This window comes from Sphingopyxis sp. GW821-FHT10B01 (assembly GCF_059415685.1).
The window spans coordinates 589,332-607,900 of the sequence record NZ_JBWKNS010000003.1; the positions used below are offsets into that span (position 1 = coordinate 589,332).

The window sequence follows — 18,569 nt, forward strand, 5'->3', positions numbered from 1 at the left end:
GCAATGATATGAAGTCGAAACCTGTTGCCCCCTTCCCCGCCAGGTCACGCCGCCGATATAGTCTGGCCGCGGCTATCATCCTGTCTTCTCCCGGGCTGGCGCAAGCGCAGACCGGACCGGCTGCACCGGATATCGACCCGATCTTTGCCCAGTGGAATTCGGCAAAGTCGCCCGGCTGTGCAATCGCGGTCGATCGTCCGGGCCAGCCCGTATTGGCGCTTGGCTATGGCATGGCCGACCTCGAGCACGACATCCGGATCACACCCGACACCGTCTTCGAAGCCGGGTCGGTTTCCAAGCAATTCACCGCAGCAGCTGTGCTCAAGCTGGTGGAGACCGGTAAGCTGAAACTGGACACCGACGTCCGCGCCATCATTCCCGAACTGCCCGACTACGGGCAGGTCATCACCGTCGATCAGTTGATGAACCACACGAGCGGTCTGCGCGACTGGGGCGCAGTCGTGGGGCTCGCAGGATGGCCGCGCACCACGCGGGTCTTTACGCAGAATGACTTTCTCGGCGTCGTGGCCCGGCAGAAGGCGCTCAATTTCGAACCGGGTGCCGAATCGAGCTATTCGAACACCGGCTATAATCTGCTGACCGAGATTGTGCGCCGGGTGAGCGGGCAGTCGCTGGCCGATTTCAGTCAGGAGGTCTTTTTCCGGCCGCTCGGAATGAAGCATAGCCAGTGGCGCGACGATTTCCGCAGGATCGTGCCCAATCGCGCGCAAGCGTATGAATGGACCGGCAAAGACTATCAGCAGGAAATGCCGTTCGAAAACACCTATGGCAATGGCGGGCTGCTGACCACGGTCGGCGATCTTCTGATCTGGAACCGCGCGCTCGACAGCGGTGCGGTCGGTGCGCTGGTTACCCAAAAACTGTCCGAGCGCAGCACGCTTCGCGACGGGCGGACGCTGACCTATGGCCGCGGCCTCTTCAACTATAGCTTTCAAGGCGTGCCGGAGATCGCGCATTCCGGATCGACCGCCGGCTATCGCGCCTGGCTTGGTCGCTATCCCACGCAGAAGCTCTCGATCGCGATGCTCTGTAATGCCAGCAACGCGCCGACGACGCTGGGGCGCCAGGTCGCCGCGAAATTTTTGCCGATGTTCACGCCGCCCAAGCCGGTGAAGAAGGTGCTGGACGGCCTGTTCGTCAGTCAGGCCACTGGCGCGCCGCTGGAGTTGGAAGAATATCAGTCGGCCGAAAGCCGCGTGGTTTCGAAGGACCGGATCGAACTTGTCGGCCGGGACGGGAACATTACAGTCTATTTGCGCACCCCGCCCGTCATCCCGGCGTCGGTCAAGCTGGTCGAATTTCCGGGCCGCTATGCAAGCGACGAAGTCGGTGCGGTCTATGTCATAGGCGCCGGGACCGATGGCCTGATCTGGCGCATTCAGGATCGTCCGGATTTCGTGCAGACCCTGAAACCGATCTACCGCGACGCTTTTCAGGCTGACGATGCGATCATACGGTTCACGCGCGACAGCAGCGGACAGATTACCGGCCTCACTGTCGGCGTGGAGCGCGCGCGCAAGGTCGCCTTTTCCCGCATCCCGAACTAGCGACTTCACCAGACTGCTGAAGCCCGGCCCAGCCGCCTTGCGCCCCCGGACCGCCGCGCGACATCGGGTTATGCAAATTTGGAATGACCCTTTCGGCATTGGCATTGGACAGTACGTCCAGCCATAGTCACCATTCCGTCATGCAATTGGAACATCACCTTGTTGACGGATATCGTGATAGCCTCCGAAAATATATCGTACCAAGACTGAGCAATAAGAGTGATGTCGATGATATAATACAGGATACCTTTATCAGGTATCACTCGTACAATTCAGACACAATGGTTGCATCTCCGATTGGGTATTTACTCAGGATTGCCAGTAACCTGATTCATGACCGCGGAAGAAAGAAATCCCTGCTGTCAAATTCTGTTGAGATAAGCTCTGTCTCTGAAGATCTTTTGCAAGCGGAGCCGCGGCAAGAAGACGGCCGGCTTCTGTCGGATCTTCAGGCGGCTTATGCTGCGGCACTGGCGGAACTCCCCCCGCGTCGCCGGGAGGTTTTCCGGCTTCGGCGCCATGAAAGCATGCTGACCCCGGAGGTTGCCGAGACCCTGTCGATCACACCGCGCATGGTCCAGAAGCATATGATGGCCGCGATGGCGCATCTTCAGGAGCGCTTGCGCCCCTTTCTCGACGACGACAATTTCGCCCCCCTGCCCGATGGCGGATCGCACGCGCCGGCCCGACGCCAGAGCGGAAGCAGTTCGCGGCAGCGCCCGAGCTGGCGCAGGTTGGACGCTCGATAATTATCGGCAATCTCCATTCTTTCTCCGTTCGCGTGCGACGCAACTTCGCGTCTACAGACGAGCGTGTATGCTCGACGTGCGTCACCTGTAGATAAAGAGGCTTGCCGATGTTCGCTGTCCCACTGCTTTCCATGCTCGCTCTGGCCGCCGCGCCGACCGACGATCGGCCACTGAAACAAGTCCTCACCAGCCCATCCTATACTGCCGCCGTATCGCAGCTCGACCGCGAGCATGACCGGATTGTCGAGGACATCGTCACGCTGACCGAAATCCCCGCCCCTCCCTTCGCCGAAACGAAGCGGGGCGCAGCCTATCTGGAAATGCTAAAACAGGCGGGGCTGGAAGATGTCGAGATCGACGCCGAAGGCAATGTGATGGGCCTGTATCGCGGCACCGGCGCACCGGATGGCATGCTCGTCATGCTTGTCGCGCATCTCGACACGGTCTTTGCCGCCGGAACCACTGTGAAGGTCCGCCGCGAAGGCACGCGCCTGCTCGCGCCCGGCATCGGAGACAATAGCCGCAGCCTGTCGGTGCTCTTGGCTTACGCTCGCGCGCTCAAAGCCAATAAGATCCAGACCAAGCAGGACATATTGTTCGTCGGCAATGTCGGTGAAGAAGGCCCGGGCGACCTGCGCGGCGTCCGCTACATGTTCACACAGGGCAAATATCGTCAGCGGATCGGGACATTCATCTCGATGGACGGCCTCGAATCCGAGCGTATCGTCAACGGCGGCGTCGGGTCGAAACGCTATCGCATCACCTTCAAGGGGCCGGGCGGACACAGCTTCATGGCCTTCGGCCTCGTCAATCCCATGACTGCAATGAGCCAGACGGTGGTCGATCTTTACAAGCTGAAAGTGCCCGCCACGCCGAAGACAACCTATTCGGCGAGCGTGGTCAGCGGCGGCACATCGGTGAACTCCATCCCCAATGAGGTCTATATGGAGTTCGACATGCGATCCGAGGACCCCGGCGAGCTCGCCAAGGTGGAGAAGGCATTTCTCGCCATCGTGCACGCCAGCGTCGAGGGTGAAAATGCGGCGCGCAATGCGCGCGAAGGGAAAGTGGAAGCCGAGATCAAACTGATCGGCGACCGCCCGGCCGGCAGCACCCCCGCCACCGCCGACATCGTCCGCATCGCATCCGGTGCGATCGAGGCCAGAGGCCTCAAGCCGAGCCTCGCCTATTCGTCGACCGATTCCAATTTGCCCATGAGCCTTGGTATCCCTGCGATCACCATCGGGTCGGGCGGATCGGGAGGCCGGGCGCACTCACTGGACGAATGGATCGACGTCGAGCGCGGAGCAAGCGTCCGCGGCATGGAGATCGGCCTTGCCATTCTTCTCACCGCCGCAGGTGCAAAATGACTCTCCGACGCATCGTTCTGGCGGTTGCCGCCGCCGCGATGCCGCTGGCCGCCGCCACAGCACAACAACCTCTGGTCACCACGCCGGTGCCGACCACCCCGATCGCGGACGAATTCACCCTAGCGGCCGCCGGAGACCTCATCTATCTGCGGCCGATGCTTGCGACACTGGAAGCGCGAAGCCCCGATATGGTCCGCTTGCTGCGCGAAGCGGACGTGACTTTCGGCAATTTCGAAACCACCGTTCTGGATCTGGCTACCACAAAGGCTGTGGCGCAGGCGGAATCGGGTGGCACCTGGATGCTCGCCGACCCCCGCGTGCCCGATGACATAGCGAAACTCGGTTTCGACATGGTCAGTCACGCCAACAATCATTCCACCGACTGGGGCGTGGAGGGCATGATCGAGACGGGGCAGCGTCTCACAGACGCCAATATCGTCTGGTCGGGCACGGGCACGACGATGAGCGGCGCCCGCGCCCCGCGCTATCTCGACGTTGCCAAGGGACGCGTCGCCATCGTGTCCGCAACCTCGACATTCACGCCGATGTCGCGCGCCAGCGATCCCGTCGGCGAGATTGCTGGCCGCCCCGGTGCCAACACGATCCGGACCGTGCGCACGACGCTGGTAACGCCCGAACAATTCGCTGCCATCGGCGACCTCGCCGCAAAATCGCCGCTGGCCACCGATAGCCGGACGGACGAGGCGGCGACGCTGTTTGGAAACCGCTTCGCGCCCGGCGACACGGGTGGCAAGCATCTGGACTTTCGCTATCGCATCCATGCGGGTGACCTCGCGGACAATATGCGGGCGATCCGGCAAGCGCGGCAGAACGGCAATTTCGTGATCTATTCCGTCCACAATCACGAGCCCGGAAACGCATTTCAGGAACCGGCCGATTTCGCGATCGAGCTGGCGCATGCCGTCATCGATGCGGGCGCCGACGCCTATATGGGCCATGGCCCGCATCAGTTGCGCGGGATCGAGATCTACAAGGGCAAACCCATTTTCTATTCGCTTGGCAACTTCGCGATGATGAACAACTCGCTCGATGCCGTACCTGCCGACATGTACGACCAGTTCGGCGTCGACCCCGACAGCGCGACGGTTCCCGAACTGCTTCAGGCGCGCAACACCCGCACCTTTTCAAACCCCGATTTCTACGAATCGGTGATTGCCGTGTCGCGATACGCAAAAGGCGAACTGACCGAGATCCGCCTCTATCCGATCGATCTGGGTGTCGACATCAAGGGCGCCGATCGCGGCGTTCCTCGCATGGCGAGCCGCGACCATGGCGCGAAAATCCTCGATCGCCTGAGCCGGCTTTCCAAGCCGCTAGGGACAACAATCGAGATCAAGGACGGCGTTGGCCTGATCAGGGTCGCCGCAGCCAAGAAGTAACCCTTATGCGCCGCCCATCGTCGGCAGGGCATTGGCGGCATCCCAGACCCTGACCACCGATTTGCGCGTCCGCTCGGCAGACCGGTACATGCGGATTTCCATCGGCACGCCGGCACCCAAATCGTGCAACTGGGCGCTCTCGAGGTCGCGCCGGATCAGGCTTTCGGGCAGCCAGGCGATCCCGTGGCCCGCGAGCACCATCGCCTTCAATATCTCCGCGACGGCATTGTCGTTCACGTGACTCGGCGGCTGATCGATCCCGGATACGCGCGCGGCATAGGAGCTGAGCCGGCCGAGGAAGGAATCCTGACCATAAGCCAGCAACGGCGCGCTGGTATCAAGCTGGAACAGCGGCTGGCCGCCCTCGATGCGCGTCGTTGCCAAAAGCCGGTCGGTTCCGAGTACTACATAGGGAAAGCGTTCCGGATCCAACGACACCGGCACGGCTTCATGATGGAAGGTCAGCAGAAAATCGCTCTTCCCCTCCACAAGCGACTGGAAGCAATTATGGGCATTGTCGGCAAGGACATCGGTCTTGAGCGGCCCGGTAAGCCGTTCGACACTCTTGAGCCAGTCGGGAAAAACGCTGAGCGCCAAAGTGTGGAGGGCGGCGAAACTGATCGTCTTGCGCGACTGGCGCTGCCGCGCCTGGATATCGGTCCGCGCCTCGCCCAGCATGTTGAGCACCTCGTCGGCGGTTTCCCGAAACAGCCGCCCTTCTGCTGTCAGCGAGGTGGGAAAGGTGCTGCGGTCGACCAGCGGCGTGCCCAGCCAAAGCTCCAGCGCCTGAATCCTGCGACTGAAGGCCGACTGCGTCACGTTGCGAATATCGGCAGACCGCGAAAAACTGCGCGTCTCGCACAGGCTTACGAAATCTTCGAGATGCTTGAGATCCATGCGAATTGGGCAATCTTTACTGGCCGTCCGATCGAACTATCTGATCTGCTCAACGCGACGTTGTCAAAGGCATAACCGAATATTGGGCCAATGCGCGGTTCGCTCAATCGAGCAGCTTGCGTCTATTGAAGTGAAAGTAAAATCGCTTGCGCACCCCAGCCCGACCGGCTGGATAGGCACAAAGCCGGAGAAAGTCGTTTATAATGCGCAGGCAGGTTGATGTGATCGTGATCGGCGGCGGTATCGCGGGCATGTCGGCCGCGGCGCGTATCGCCCGTCACGCCGAGACGGTGGTTCTGGAACGGGAATCAGCGCTCGGCTATCATTCGTCCGGCCGGAGCGCGACCTTCTATCATTTCGGGATCGGCGAAGACGCTGTGCGCGGCATGACGGCCGCCAGCAGCGACTTCTTCGCCGCCCCGCCCGCAGAATATGGCGATACCGCGCTCTGGGCCAGCAAGCCGGCGCTGTTTATCGCCGACGAGGCGACGGTCCCGCAACTCGAAGCGCTTCACACGGAAATGGACCGGTTTACCGGCACCGTCTTCCGCGCCAGCGAGCGCGACATGCTCGACCTTGTTCCTGTGCTCAAAACCGGCACGGACGGGATCGTTGCCGGCCTGATCGATACGGGCGGGCGCAAGCTCGATGCCGATGCCCTGCTTCAGGCGAACGCCCGCGCATTCCGTCATGCCGGAGGAACGATTGTCTTCGATGCTGCCGTGATCGCGATCAGCCGCGCGGAGGGTGGCTGGGACTGCGATGCGGGGGGCGAGCGTTTCTTTGCAAAGACGATCGTCAACGCGGGCGGTGCGTGGGCAGACGAAATCGCGATTCTAGCGGGCGTCAGGCCTCTCGGGCTCCAGCCGCTTCGCCGTACGATCATCGGCTTTGCCCCGCCGCCGGAGCTCGACGTGTCGGCCTGGCCCTTTACCAAGACCGTCCAGGACGATGGCTTCTACATGCTGCCCGATGCCGGGCGCCTGCTCGCCTCACCCATGGACACGACACCGTCTGTGCCCTGCGATGTCCAGCCCGAGGAGTATGAAATGGCGCTCGCCGCCTGGCGGGTCGAGGAGGCGACCACGCTGAAGGTCGACCGCATCAGCGCGCGCTGGGCGGGGCTGCGGACGTTTACGGCGGACAAGGTGCCAACGGCAGGCTTTGCGACCGACTGTCCGGATTTCTTCTGGCTGGCCGGTCAGGGCGGCTATGGCCTGCAGACGGCGCCCGCGATGGCGATGGCGGTGGAGGCACTGATGTTCGGCCTGCCCTGGCCCGAGGAGCTGGCGAGCCGCGGCGTCCGTCCGCAACATTTGCTCCCCGATCGTCTGCAAACCTAGAAGATCGTATCAAAGTCCGGCTGTCCCCTATGCGGCGACATTGGCAGCTCGCTTTGGACGGGAAATTTTTCGCCCCGCAGCCCTTATGACGGTGATGCGTTTGCCCGGCTGCGGCCGATCGACACGAAAAGGTCGTTTCCAGCCGCCGTTTCGGTCATCGGGCAGCACTCGCACTTGTTAAAAGTCCGACGCCCAACTATCTGGCCTATCTCGCCCCGGGGCAGCTTGACCAGCGGACGCCGCCACCAAAGATTGCCTGCACCTGAGCCCTGTTCCAGCCACTTCCAACATCGAACAGCTCAGCATCGGGGTGGGCCGCCGCACGCTTGCCATAAGCTTGGCCATTCTGATCCCGGCGCTCCTGCTGCTCATGCTGCTCTCCTTTGGCGTAGAAAAGGAGCCCGATATCAAGGAGGAGCGTGTCAGCGTCGTGAGCATCAAGGCTCCCGGGATGTCGGAGGAAGCCCCCGAACCGAGCCGCCGGGAGCCCGACCGGTCCGAAGCGCAACCCGAATCTCCACAGCCGGTACCTCAGCCTTCGGAACCCGCCCAACAGCCGCCCCCGCCGGCCGCCATACCAAAGGCCGCGCCGATCGTACCCGCGCCAAGCGAACAGCCACCTGCGCCCGCGATTCCCCGGATCGGCACGCGCCCGCCGGGCGGGGCGGTCTATGGGCCACCCAACACGGGCGGCTCCTCTTCTTCGCGTGACACGGAGCGGGTGGGCACGGCGCCCAATGGGGAGCCGCTCTATGCGGCCGCCTGGTATCGCGAGCCAAGAGATGACGAACTGCGCGGCTATCTGTCCACCGCCAGCGGACCCGGCTGGGGGCTGATCGCTTGTCGCACAGCGCCGGAATATCGTGTCGAGGATTGCGTCGGGCTCGACGAGTACCCGAACGGATCGCAGATCAATCGCGCTGTGCTCGCTGCGGCGTGGCAGTTCAGGGTGCGGCCTCCGCGCGTCGGCGGACAGCTACAGGTAGGCAGTTGGGTCAGGATCAGGATCGATTACGGCACCAGGCGGCGTTAGGGTCGGACGACGGGACCCGTTGCGCCGGCGGCCGCCCCAATGGAAGCTTTTGACCCGCTACATTGGGCGAGCGCGGGAGGATCCTGCCGAAGCGGTCGACAGCATGACGCGCCTCGATGGCGACCCCTTGGCCAAGGCGCGATGGGATAACCTCTCACCCAGCCACAGGAAGGAAATTCTGCGATATCTTGCCCGGCTGAAATCGGAATCGGCACGACAACGCAATGTCGAGCGAGACATCCGGGCACAGCATCCGCATGCCGGCTCGTTATCGCTTGATCTCAACCATGGTTGAGATTGCAAAGACCATGCGAACCTGACGTAATGGAGGACGCATGACTATCCAGACCACCGCCCCGGCCGACGGCCGCCTCGCCGTCTGGCGCGATCTTGTTTCGGGCGGCCGGGGCCCCGCGCTGGCACTAATCCTGCTCGGCTGCTGGGTCGTGGCGGCCGATTCGCTCGTCACCGCGACGATTATGCCGAGTGCCGGCGCAGCGCTAGACGGTTACGCCTGGTTCGGCTGGGCCGGATCGGGCTTCATGACCGGGCTGGTCGTCGCCGGAGCATCGGCGGGCTGGCTGGCCGAACGGATCGGCCTGCGTGCATCAATGATCCTCGCCGGCATCGTCTTCGCCTTTGGCTGCGCGATGAGCGCCGCAGCGCCTGGGATAGCCATGTTCCTCGCCGGCCGCGTCGTACAGGGTGCCGCCGCGGGCTGGATCGGCGGCCTTATCTATGTCGCCATGGCGCAGCTTTTCCCCGGCTGCCATCTCCCCCGCGTCTTCGCGCTATGCACCGGAACCTGGGGAATCGCCACACTGGCCGGTCCCCTGATCGGCGGAATTTTTGCCGACGCCGGCTTCTGGCGCGGCGTATTCTGGCTGTTCGCGGCGCAGGCTGTGCTGTTCGCCGCGGCAAGCTGGTTCCTCGTCCCCCCACCGGTGGATCAGGTGACGGACAGCCGCCTGCCGGTGCTCCCCATGCTGCTGATCGCACCCGGCATTCCGCTGTGGCGACCGCGGGCGTGACCGGGGGCATCTTGCTCCCGATGTTCTTGCTTGCGGGCGGGGGCCTTTTGCTCTTCGCGGCGCTTGCCGCCGACCGCACTAGCACCAACGCGCTGTTGCCGCGGCGCAATGGGGATTTTCCGCTTGGCGTTGCCTATCTTACCTATTTCGCCACAACCGCCGCCGGAACCGCCTTTGCGCTTTACGCTCCGGCCATCCTGCAATTCAGTGCAAAGCTCAGCGCGCTGGAAGCCGGATATGTCACGGCGATCGAGGCCCTGGCGTGGACACTGGCATCGCTTTCCGTCTCGGGCGCCCCGGTGAGCTGGCAGCCCCGGCTGATCGTGCTGGGGGTTCTTGCGATCCTCGCCGGCAATATCGGGGTGCCCTTGTCGATGGAACGGGAAAGCCTGCTCGCGACCGGCGCTTCGGCTGCCTTGCTGGGCGGTGGATTCGGCCTGTCCTATGCCTTTCTGGCACAGCAGGTGATCGGTTCGTTCGACGAGGCAACGCGGGCGCGGGGGGCAGCTGCGATCGGTACCGCCCGCAACGCGGGTGGTGCCATTGGCGCGGCGATGGCAGGGATAGGCGCGAACGCCGCCGGCTTTGGCGAAGGGTTGAGCATCGCCAACCTCTCTGCCGTGGCCTGGGGTGCGCTGGGGATCGGCATTCCGTTCGCGCTGGCAGGGCTGGTCGGAGCGGTCCGGCTCGCCCGGCCTTTACGTCCCGTTCCCGCACCCCCCTCGCTCGCATAGCCGGGACCAGGTGCCGCTGCCATTCCATTGGCGATCCAATATCGGCCTACCCGCAAAACCGCGACATGCTACCGATCGTCGACCAAAGGTCGGCGATCGGTAGCGCCATTCTGCTCGTCGGCTCAGGCATCGAGGAACATCGGATCCTCGTCGACGATGTTGCCCGACTGCCGGTCGAACAGACGCCGATACTGACCGCCCGCATTCTCGAGCAGTGTTTCGTGATCCCCGTCCTCGACGATGCGGCCCTGATCGAACACCAATATCCGGTCGAGCGTGCGCACCGTCGAAAGCCGGTGCGCGATGACGATCGCGGTGCGGCCCTTCATCAACCGGTCCATCGCCTGCTGGATCAGCGCCTCGCTCTCTGAATCGAGGCTGGAGGTCGCCTCGTCCAATATGAGGATCGGCGCGTTGGCCAGAAAGGCGCGCGCGAGCGCAACCCGCTGGCGTTCACCGCCCGACAGCTTGACGCCGCGCTCGCCGACGGGCGTCGCATAGCCACGCGGCAGCCGCGCGATGAAGTCATGCGCATTGGCAAGCCGCGCCGCCGCCTCGACCTCGGCCTGGCTCGCCCCGGGGCGCGCGTAGGCGATATTGTCGGCCAGACTGCGGTGAAACAGGATCGGCTCCTGCTGGACGATCGCGATCTGCGCGCGCAGCGACTGCTGGGTTGCGTGCGACACATCCTGCCCGTCGATCGTCACCCGGCCTTCGTTCACATCATAGAGGCGCTGGATAAGCTTGACGAACGTCGTCTTGCCCGACCCCGAATGGCCGACCAGACCGATCCGCTCGCCGCCCCGGATCAGGACGTCGAGATGCTCGTAGAGCGGCTTTTCATGCCCGCCATACCGGAAGGTGACATCCTCGACGCGCACCTCGCCTGCCCTGATGCAGATCGGCGCGGCATCGGCGCGGTCCTCGATCCCCAGCGGCTGATCGTGGAGATCGACCAGCTCCTCCATCTCATTCACCGCGCGCTGGAGGTGGTGGATGTGGAAGCCGATGTCGACGAGATAGCCGTGAACGACGAAATAGCTGGTGAGCACATAGGTGACATCGCCCGGCGTGGCAGCCCCTTGCCACCACAGCCATAAGGCCACGCCGGTAATCGCGCCGCGCATGATCCAGAGGAGAAGGATCTGCGCGCTGCCCGACCAGGTATAGCGCATCCACGTGCGCCGCGTGCGCTTCGCCCATTTGGCAAGCAACCCGCCGACGCGCTCCTCTTCGCGATCCTCGGCGCCGAACGCCTTGACGACGGCGTTAGAGCCGACCGCGTCGGACAGGAGGCCACCGAGCTTCGTGTCCCATGCGTTGGACAGCGTTGCCGCAGGAGATGCCCAGCGCGTGGCGAGCGTGAGGGTCATCGCCACATAGGCGGCGGCACCGATACCCATGACGAGCCCGAGCACCGGCCAATGCCAGCCGAGGAGCAGCATCGTGCCGACGAGCACGACCGCCGACGGCAGCAGTTGCAGCAGAAGCACATCGTTGAGCGTGTCGAACGCCCACATGCCGCGCGTAATCTTGCGCACCGTCGAACCCGCAAAGGCATTGGCGTGCCAGTCGGTCGAGAAACGCTGAACGCGATGGAAGGCGCCCGCCGTCACCCCCTGCATCATGCGAAGCGTGAAGGGAATGATACCCGCCCACGCGATATGGCGAAGCACCACCATAGTGAGACCGAGCGCCGCCATCGCTGCGAACAGCACGAGCGCGCCATCGCGCCGGTCGGCCGCCAGCGCGTCGATCAGGCGCCCCGCGAACAACGGAACGAAAATCTCCGTGACCGTCGCGGCGGTGATAAACAGGCCGATGAAGGCCGCGCGTCCACGCTGCGCGGCCCAGTGGCGAAAAGTAAAATCGAGGACGCGGCGGATCGAATCCGCACGACCAGTGTCTTGTGTCGATGTCATATCATGAACCGGCGCGGACGCGCCGTCTCCAATGCGTTGCTGTTCAGGGGGCGATCCGGACGAAAGGCCGGATCACGGAGGCTTCAGGACCTAGTGGTGGAAGCGCTCTTTGGCGGGAAACCCGCCGAGAGGGCATGTGGTTGGAAATTTCATCTATGCCCTCCTTTCTTCGCGTTGGAATGATTCGGACATGTAACGGCCTTCCATGCCGTTGGCAATCCTTACGTTTTTTCCATCGGGCCGAACGGATTTACCTGCCTTACTGAAACCGGGGAACTATCCCGGCCGACACCTGCCTGTTTTTTCCCAAAGCCAATTCCAACGAAGCGCGCATCGACGGTGCAAACGCTTTCGTCACTTGGGCATCAGGCAATGGCCGTCGCGGACGCACTTCATTGACTGGGCTTCAATATCGGATACAGGGAGCCGAACATGAAGCGGGCTGACGCTGGTCCGGATTCGGTGCGGCCACGAGCAGCATTCGGCAAGCAAGCGAATACAAGCTCTGAAGGCCGTCGACATTTCCCGAGAAAACTATCAGCCAGGCATGTCCAGCAGCGGATTAATGCAAACCTTCGTGCAGATCAGGCCGGCGTTGCACCGATTCCTGATCGCGCGCGGAACGTCCGCCGCCGAGGCGGAGGATATTTTGCAGGAAATCTCGCTCCGGATTTCGGCCGACGGGATCGGTCCGGTCGCCGAGCCCCGCGCCTATCTGTACAAGATGGCGTCGAACCAGTTCCAGCTCCACCGCCGCACCGAACAGCGGCGTAGCCGGCGCGAGGAAGACTGGGTCGATTCCAACAGCGAAGAGGTGCGCGAAATCGATCCCGGCGTCTCGGCCGAGTTGCAGCTGATCCAGCGCGAGCAGCTTGCGATCCTTCGTGCGGCGCTCGACGGACTACCTGAACGGACGCGATGGATTTTCCTGCAATTTCGGGTCGAAGGCGAACCGCAGAAACAGATTGCAGCAACGCTCGGCATCAGCGTCAGCGCGGTCGAGAAGCATCTGACGCGCGCCTATGGGGCGATCGCGAGCACGAAGCTGTTATTGGATGGGGATCATGCCCTTCCGCGGCATCTCAGGCAGACAAGGGGGCGTCATGAGCATTGAGATGCAAGACCCGATCATCGAACGCGCCATCGCGTGGCACGTCCGGCTGCGCGACGGCGACGACGAGGCATGGGAGGCATTCGCCGAGTGGGTCGCGGCGGACCCGCGTCATGCCGAGGCGTATGAGCGGATCGAGGCGCTCGACGACCGGATCGCGCCGCTGCTCGCGTCGCTGGGCGAAGGACAGCCCGCGAATGACGTCGAGCCCCTGCCCGCACCGCGCCGCCGCTTCCTTCTCTGGACAGGCGGCGCGCTGGCTGCCTCGATCGCCGCGGCGCTGACCCTGACATCGTCGTTCACTTCGCCACGCTACGAGGTTGCGACCGCGGCGGGCGAGCTGCGGCAGGTTCAGCTGGACGAGGGCACCGATATCGCGCTGAACGGTGCGACGAAACTCGTTCTCGACCGCGACAATCCGCGCATGGCCGCACTGGTCGAGGGACAGGCGCTGTTTCGCGTGCGCCACGACGACGACCGTCCGTTCGTCCTTGCCGTTGGCGAGGTTCGCATCGTCGATCTTGGCACCATATTCGACGTGACGCGCGAGAAGGGCGAGATCCGCGTCGCCGTATCCGAGGGTAAGGTCGAGTATCGGGCCGCAGACAAGATCGTCGCGCTCGTCGCCGGCCAGTCGCTGGTCGCCACGAACGAGGGCGACGTTGCAGTGTCCGATACCCCGATCGAGACGGTCGGTTCGTGGCAGAACCGGCGATATCTTTATTCGGGCGCCCCCCTGTCGCGGGTTGCTGCCGACCTGTCACGCGCGCTCGGGATTCCGATTCGCGTCGACCCGGCACTCGCCGGCCGGTCGTTTTCGGGCAATTTGCAGATCGAGGGTTCGGGCGAAGCCGAATTGCGCCGCCTCGCGGTCGCGCTCGACGTCAAACTCGAACAGAGTGGGCAAGGCTGGGTGATGGGACCGTCGAGAAGTGGCCCGAATTGACAATTTGGCGGCCGCCGCCGCGGTCGTGATCAGCCTGGGCAGTGCCAGCCCGGTGCGTGCCGAGAGTTTCGATATTCCTGCCGGCCCGCTTGGCGACGTCGCGGGCAAGGTCGGCGCGCAATCGGGCGCGACCGTCACCGTGACCGATCCCGAACTCGCAAGGCGGCACTCCCCCGGCGTACGTGGCCGGCTCACCCTGCACGAGGCGCTTCGCCGCGCGCTTGCCGGAACAGTCGCCGAGGCGCGTTTTCTGAATGGGCGGACCGTGCGGATCGTCCTAGCGCCGGTAAAGGGCGCGAAGGTTCCCAAGGTGCGGCCGCCCCGCCCGCCGAGCCGGCCCGCCGCTCCACCGGCGGCCATCGAAGCAACCCAAGAGATCATCGTCACCGGAATCAAGGGACAGGCCTCGCTCGATCACTATCCGGGTTCGGTCAATGTCATCGAGATGGATGACGGCTGGAGCACTCGCAACGGCACCGACGGCACGGCTGCGATCACGCGCCTCCTTCCCTCGCTTTCCGCCACCAATCTTGGCCGCGGCCGGGAAAAAATCTTCATCCGCGGCGTCGCCGACAGCAGTTTCAACGGCCCGACCCAGTCGGCGACCGGACAATATCTCGGCGATGTCCGCCTCACCTATAACGCCCCCGACCCATCGCTGAACCTGTACGACATGCAACGGGTCGAGGTGCTCGTTGGGCCGCAAGCTCCCTTGTACGGTGCGGGTTCGCTCGGCGGCATCATCCGGTTCGTTCCCAATACCCCCGACCTCGACCATGTCGCGGGTGCCGCATCGACCATGATCGAATATACGCAGGGGGGCGGGTTCGGCGGCGAAGGCAATGCCATGCTCAACCTGCCGATCGCAAAGGGGCGCTGGGGCGCGCGGATCACGGTCTCCGCCGGCAAGAGGGCGGGCTATATCGATGCGCCGGCACAGGGCGCGACCAACATCAATCCGACGCGAAGCAACGGCCACCGGATCGCGCTCCGCGGCGAAGCGATCGGCGGCTGGACCCTCGACATCGGCCATGTCCGGCAACGGGTCGAAAGCGACGCGGGGCAATACACGCTTCGCCACGGCGGCGAACCGATGGTCGCGCAGCCTTTCCGGAGCGCATATCAGCTGGCTTATGTGCGCGCCGAAAAACCGATCGGTACCGCCGAACTCGTATCGACCACCGCCGCCGTCCGCCACAATCTGCGGACGCTGTTCGAAGCCAGCGCGCTGTTCGAAGTCCCCAGCTGGTATGAGGAACGGAGCAAAATCTCCATCCTCTCGCACGAAAGCCGTATTTCGGGCGGCAGCCGAAGCGCGCCCTGGGTGATCGGGGCCAGCGCGATCTACAGCCACAGTGTCGTTTCGCAAGCCATCGGCTTGACCGACCTGCCATTGCTCAAGGTCGCGTCGGTCGACAGCAATATCGACACGGCGCTCTATGGCCGGATTACCCGGCCGCTAAGCCGAACCCTCTCGGTGTCGGTCGGAGGGCGCCTGACCTACGCGCGGACCGAAAGCTTCGTCCGCGACCCCAAGCCCGAGAATACCGCCGAATCCTATCGCGACGGTGCGCGCTTTTCGCGCACCCTCGCGCTCGATTGGCAGCCGGGCCGAAAATTCTCGGCCTTCATTCGCCACGATCAGGGTTTCCGGGCCGGCGGGCTGACGGCCTATCCGACGCTGATCGGCCTGGTCGCGCAAGCCTATCGGCCCGACACGCTGGACATGTACGAACTGGGCATCCGGATCGGCCGGACCGACCGCAGCAAGCTGTCGTTTCGCGCCGCGCTCTTCCGCAACATATGGCATAATTTGCAGGCCGACCTGATCGATGTCTCCGGGCTTCCCTACACCGCCAATGTCGGCGACGGACGGATCATCGGCCTCGACGCCGAACTGCGCTGGCGCCCGACACCGGATTTTCTTCTGACTGCGGCGGCATTCGTCAACAACAGCCGCCTCACCGCCTCCGAAGCCGTCGGGCCGACGGGGGACGGCCGGCCGCTCCCCAACGTCGCCGGGGTCGGCGGACGGCTGGCTGCCGAGTGGCGCCGCGATCTTGGGTCGGGCGCGACGCTGAATGCCAGGGCCTCGGCGCGTTATGTCGGGCGATCGCGCCTCGGGGTCGGATCGGCGCTCGATATTCCGCAAGGCGGGTATGCGGCGATTGACATGGGCGTCGGGTTCGCTTTCGGCCGAGCGATCCTGTCGCTGAATCTCGACAATGCGGCAAATGCCAAAGGAAATACATTTGCCTTTGGCAATCCCTTCTCGGTCGTTCGCCGCGACCAGACGACGCCGCTGCGGCCGCGCACGATCCGGCTTGGAATCGACCTGACCTTCTGAAGGCTTCCCGGGTGTCGCCAGTCGCGGGCGCGCAGGCATCGAATTTGCGCAAAATAGGACCCTCCAAAATTTTTGGTGGGGGTTCCCGCCAGCGCCGGTGTCTTACCCGTGAAAGACGGCACGCCGGCGTCAACCGGCGCGCGTCATTCAGGCGGATCCATTCCCAGGCCCACGGCTGGGGACCCGCTTCACGGATATGCATGTCTACGGAGGACATATGACAAATAAGTGGATTCTCGCCCCCGTGCTGGCGCTCGCGGTGTCGGGCTGCGCGAGCAACGCCGACAGTCGCGCCGCGGTGCGCGGCGCGCTTATCGGCGCCGCCGGCGGCGCCGCAGTCAGCGCCATAACCGGCGGCGACCTCGCGGAAGGCGCGGCGATCGGCGCAGCGGGCGGCGCCGCGATCGGCGTCATCACGCAGGATGGCCGCAAACGCGAGGTTTACCGCGACCGCAACGGTGGCCGGTACTGGGTGGACGACCGCGGCCGCCGCCACCCCGTCCGTCGCTGATCTCCCCTCCCCCACGACGGTGAGTCCGCCGTCGGCGACCACCGATGAATATCAATCATGGAGTATAATATGCGTAACATAATCAAATCCCTGCTGTTCGCCGCGTCGGCAATGGCGTTTGCCGCACCCGCCATGGCGCAGGATGCCCCGAGCGGCCTCAGGGTCGGGGTGATCGGCGGGCTCGACATCGTTCGGCCGGGAAGCACCGAAGATTCCAACGTGTCGGGCGACGATCAGAGCACCGAAGGCTTCCTCTATGGCGTCGATGCCGGTTACGACCTCGCGCTCGGCCGGATCGTCGTGGGCATCGAAGGCGAATGGAGCAACTCGACCGGAAAGACCAAGACCGATCGCGATGATCCGAACTTCTTCGGCTATGGCAAGGTCGCTCCCGGCCGTGACCTCTATGTCGGCGCGCGCGTCGGCTTTGCAGCCGGTGCGGGAACATTGATCTATGCCAAGGGCGGATACACCAACGCCCATCTCGACGTGCTCACCTCGAACGGCAAAACCGACCGGAAGGAAAAATTCCGGCTCGACGGCTGGCGCCTCGGTGCGGGGGTCGAACATGCCATCGGCAGCCGCAGCTATGCGAAGATCGAATATCGTTATTCGAACTACACCGACGCCGATTTCGAATTCCGCGACGGCGGGACGAGCAACCGGTTCGAAGTCGATACCGATCGGCACCAGATCGTCGCTGGCGTCGGATTCCGCTTCTAGGTTCGCGCGGCGCGGCGGGAGCTCTCCCGCCGCGCCGGCTCTCCCCTGTCAGGAATGTCCTCATGAAGAGAATAGCCACGATTGTGCTTTGCCTGGCGGTCATGCTGCCAGCCACAACGGCCCATGCGCGCGATCATCGCGGGGATCGCGAGGACCACCGCCGCGATTCGCGGGATCATCGCGACGATCGCCGCGGGGATTCGCGTGATTATCGCTCGGATCGTCACGACCGGGATCGCTACGACGGCCGGCGCCACGTCAGGCAGGTCGAATGGCGCAATTGGCGCCGCGGCGATCGTTTCGACCACCGCTACGCGCGCGACTATAAACAGATCGACTATCGCCGGTATCGCGGCTTACGCCCGCCGCCGCGCGGCTACCACTATGTCCGTTCGGGGAACGACGCGGTCCTGATCGGGATTACGACGGGTATTGTCGCCGCGGTGGTCGCCAACGCGATCCGCTGATCGATGCGGCCTGTCGGGACCCGGCGCCCCCCCCTCCCCGCCTTGTTCCGGAACAGCCCGCCCCGATGGCCTGCGGAGGCCGTGCACGATATCGTGCACGGCCTCCGCAGGCCTTTTTTTTCGATGCCTTACATCCCTCGACGGACGAATTCGGTGATCCGTCCCACCCTCGCGCGCCACGGCAGTGACGGCGGCAAAGCGCCGACGCCCCGCGACGATCTCGAAACGGCCTTCCGAGCAATAAGGACCGTGCCGGAGGCCGGCGCTCACCCGAAAGGCCGTAAGGAAGTGGAGGAGCCGGGCGGAGCCCGACTTGCGCACCGGCCGAGCGGTCCCACAGCCGTGCGCCGACTGCCACGTTGTCCGTGGCCGGCCAAAAACCAACGCCGCCGTGCGGTCAGCGCGGCGTCACTATCG

17 protein-coding genes are annotated in these 18,569 nt (G+C 64.0%); 15 read left to right on the top strand and 2 right to left on the bottom strand.

All coding sequences use genetic code 11. The features are described from left to right. Positions 1–8 precede the first annotated feature (8 nt). The 4 genes from AC07NV_RS11610 (at position 9) to AC07NV_RS11625 (ending at position 5,087) form a co-directional block, all read left to right on the top strand. Positions 9–1,568 carry a serine hydrolase domain-containing protein gene (locus AC07NV_RS11610; protein WP_495166502.1) on the top strand — a complete coding sequence of 520 codons (1,560 nt, stop codon included), beginning with the start codon at positions 9–11 and terminating at the stop codon, positions 1,566–1,568. A 140-nt stretch (positions 1,569–1,708) separates the two neighbouring features. Beyond that, positions 1,709–2,317, top strand: a complete 609-nt coding sequence (locus AC07NV_RS11615; RefSeq protein WP_495166503.1) for an RNA polymerase sigma factor — start codon at positions 1,709–1,711, stop codon at positions 2,315–2,317. A 107-nt stretch (positions 2,318–2,424) separates the two neighbouring features. Beyond that, positions 2,425–3,687: a M20/M25/M40 family metallo-hydrolase gene (locus AC07NV_RS11620; RefSeq protein ID WP_495166504.1), complete on the top strand. Its 1,263-nt coding sequence runs from the start codon at positions 2,425–2,427 to the stop codon at positions 3,685–3,687. Beyond that, on the top strand, positions 3,684–5,087 hold the full coding sequence (locus AC07NV_RS11625; protein WP_495166505.1) for a CapA family protein: 1,404 nt from the start codon (positions 3,684–3,686) through the stop codon (positions 5,085–5,087). Before AC07NV_RS11620 ends, AC07NV_RS11625 begins: the two co-directional genes overlap by 4 nt. A gap of 3 nt (positions 5,088–5,090) precedes the next feature. Here AC07NV_RS11625 and AC07NV_RS11630 read toward each other — a convergent pair whose 3' ends face one another. Then, on the bottom strand, positions 5,091–5,984 hold the full coding sequence (locus AC07NV_RS11630) for a LysR family transcriptional regulator (protein ID WP_495166506.1): 894 nt from the start codon (positions 5,982–5,984) through the stop codon (positions 5,091–5,093). A 203-nt stretch (positions 5,985–6,187) separates the two neighbouring features. Between AC07NV_RS11630 and AC07NV_RS11635 the strand changes: the two genes are divergently transcribed. From AC07NV_RS11635 to AC07NV_RS11655, 5 genes are all read left to right on the top strand, one after another. Further along, on the top strand, positions 6,188–7,327 hold the full coding sequence (locus tag AC07NV_RS11635; protein ID WP_495166507.1) for an NAD(P)/FAD-dependent oxidoreductase: 1,140 nt from the start codon (positions 6,188–6,190) through the stop codon (positions 7,325–7,327). A 337-nt stretch (positions 7,328–7,664) separates the two neighbouring features. Then, a complete protein-coding gene (locus tag AC07NV_RS11640) occupies positions 7,665–8,360 on the top strand; it encodes a hypothetical protein (protein WP_495166508.1) in 696 nt (231 codons plus the stop codon). Between the two features lie 49 nt (positions 8,361–8,409). Beyond that, a complete protein-coding gene (locus tag AC07NV_RS11645) occupies positions 8,410–8,655 on the top strand; it encodes a YdeI/OmpD-associated family protein (RefSeq protein ID WP_495166509.1) in 246 nt (81 codons plus the stop codon). A 40-nt stretch (positions 8,656–8,695) separates the two neighbouring features. Next, entirely contained in the window at positions 8,696–9,391 is a 696-nt protein-coding gene (locus AC07NV_RS11650; protein WP_495166510.1) for an MFS transporter, read from the top strand. Next, a complete protein-coding gene (locus tag AC07NV_RS11655) occupies positions 9,388–10,125 on the top strand; it encodes a hypothetical protein (RefSeq protein WP_495166511.1) in 738 nt (245 codons plus the stop codon). Before AC07NV_RS11650 ends, AC07NV_RS11655 begins: the two co-directional genes overlap by 4 nt. Before the next feature lie 122 nt (positions 10,126–10,247). Here AC07NV_RS11655 and AC07NV_RS11660 read toward each other — a convergent pair whose 3' ends face one another. After that, complete coding sequence (locus tag AC07NV_RS11660) at positions 10,248–12,047, bottom strand: ABC transporter ATP-binding protein (RefSeq protein ID WP_495166512.1); 1,800 nt, start codon at positions 12,045–12,047, stop codon at positions 10,248–10,250. A 577-nt stretch (positions 12,048–12,624) separates the two neighbouring features. Between AC07NV_RS11660 and AC07NV_RS11665 the strand changes: the two genes are divergently transcribed. From AC07NV_RS11665 to AC07NV_RS11690, 6 genes are all read left to right on the top strand, one after another. Further along, positions 12,625–13,161 (top strand): RNA polymerase sigma factor, encoded by a 537-nt coding sequence (locus tag AC07NV_RS11665; protein ID WP_495166513.1) that lies wholly within the window; start codon positions 12,625–12,627, stop codon positions 13,159–13,161. After that, positions 13,151–14,104: a FecR family protein gene (locus tag AC07NV_RS11670; protein WP_495166514.1), complete on the top strand. Its 954-nt coding sequence runs from the start codon at positions 13,151–13,153 to the stop codon at positions 14,102–14,104. The genes AC07NV_RS11665 and AC07NV_RS11670 overlap by 11 nt, the downstream gene beginning before the upstream one ends. Beyond that, positions 14,091–16,451: a TonB-dependent receptor gene (locus AC07NV_RS11675; protein WP_495166515.1), complete on the top strand. Its 2,361-nt coding sequence runs from the start codon at positions 14,091–14,093 to the stop codon at positions 16,449–16,451. The genes AC07NV_RS11670 and AC07NV_RS11675 overlap by 14 nt, the downstream gene beginning before the upstream one ends. A gap of 217 nt (positions 16,452–16,668) precedes the next feature. Continuing rightward, on the top strand, positions 16,669–16,962 hold the full coding sequence (locus AC07NV_RS11680; protein ID WP_495166516.1) for a YMGG-like glycine zipper-containing protein: 294 nt from the start codon (positions 16,669–16,671) through the stop codon (positions 16,960–16,962). 69 nt (positions 16,963–17,031) lie between these two features. Continuing rightward, a complete protein-coding gene (locus tag AC07NV_RS11685) occupies positions 17,032–17,685 on the top strand; it encodes an outer membrane protein (protein WP_495166517.1) in 654 nt (217 codons plus the stop codon). Between the two features lie 62 nt (positions 17,686–17,747). Beyond that, positions 17,748–18,152 carry an RcnB family protein gene (locus AC07NV_RS11690; protein WP_495166518.1) on the top strand — a complete coding sequence of 135 codons (405 nt, stop codon included), beginning with the start codon at positions 17,748–17,750 and terminating at the stop codon, positions 18,150–18,152. The last annotated feature ends 417 nt before the right edge of the window (positions 18,153–18,569 follow it).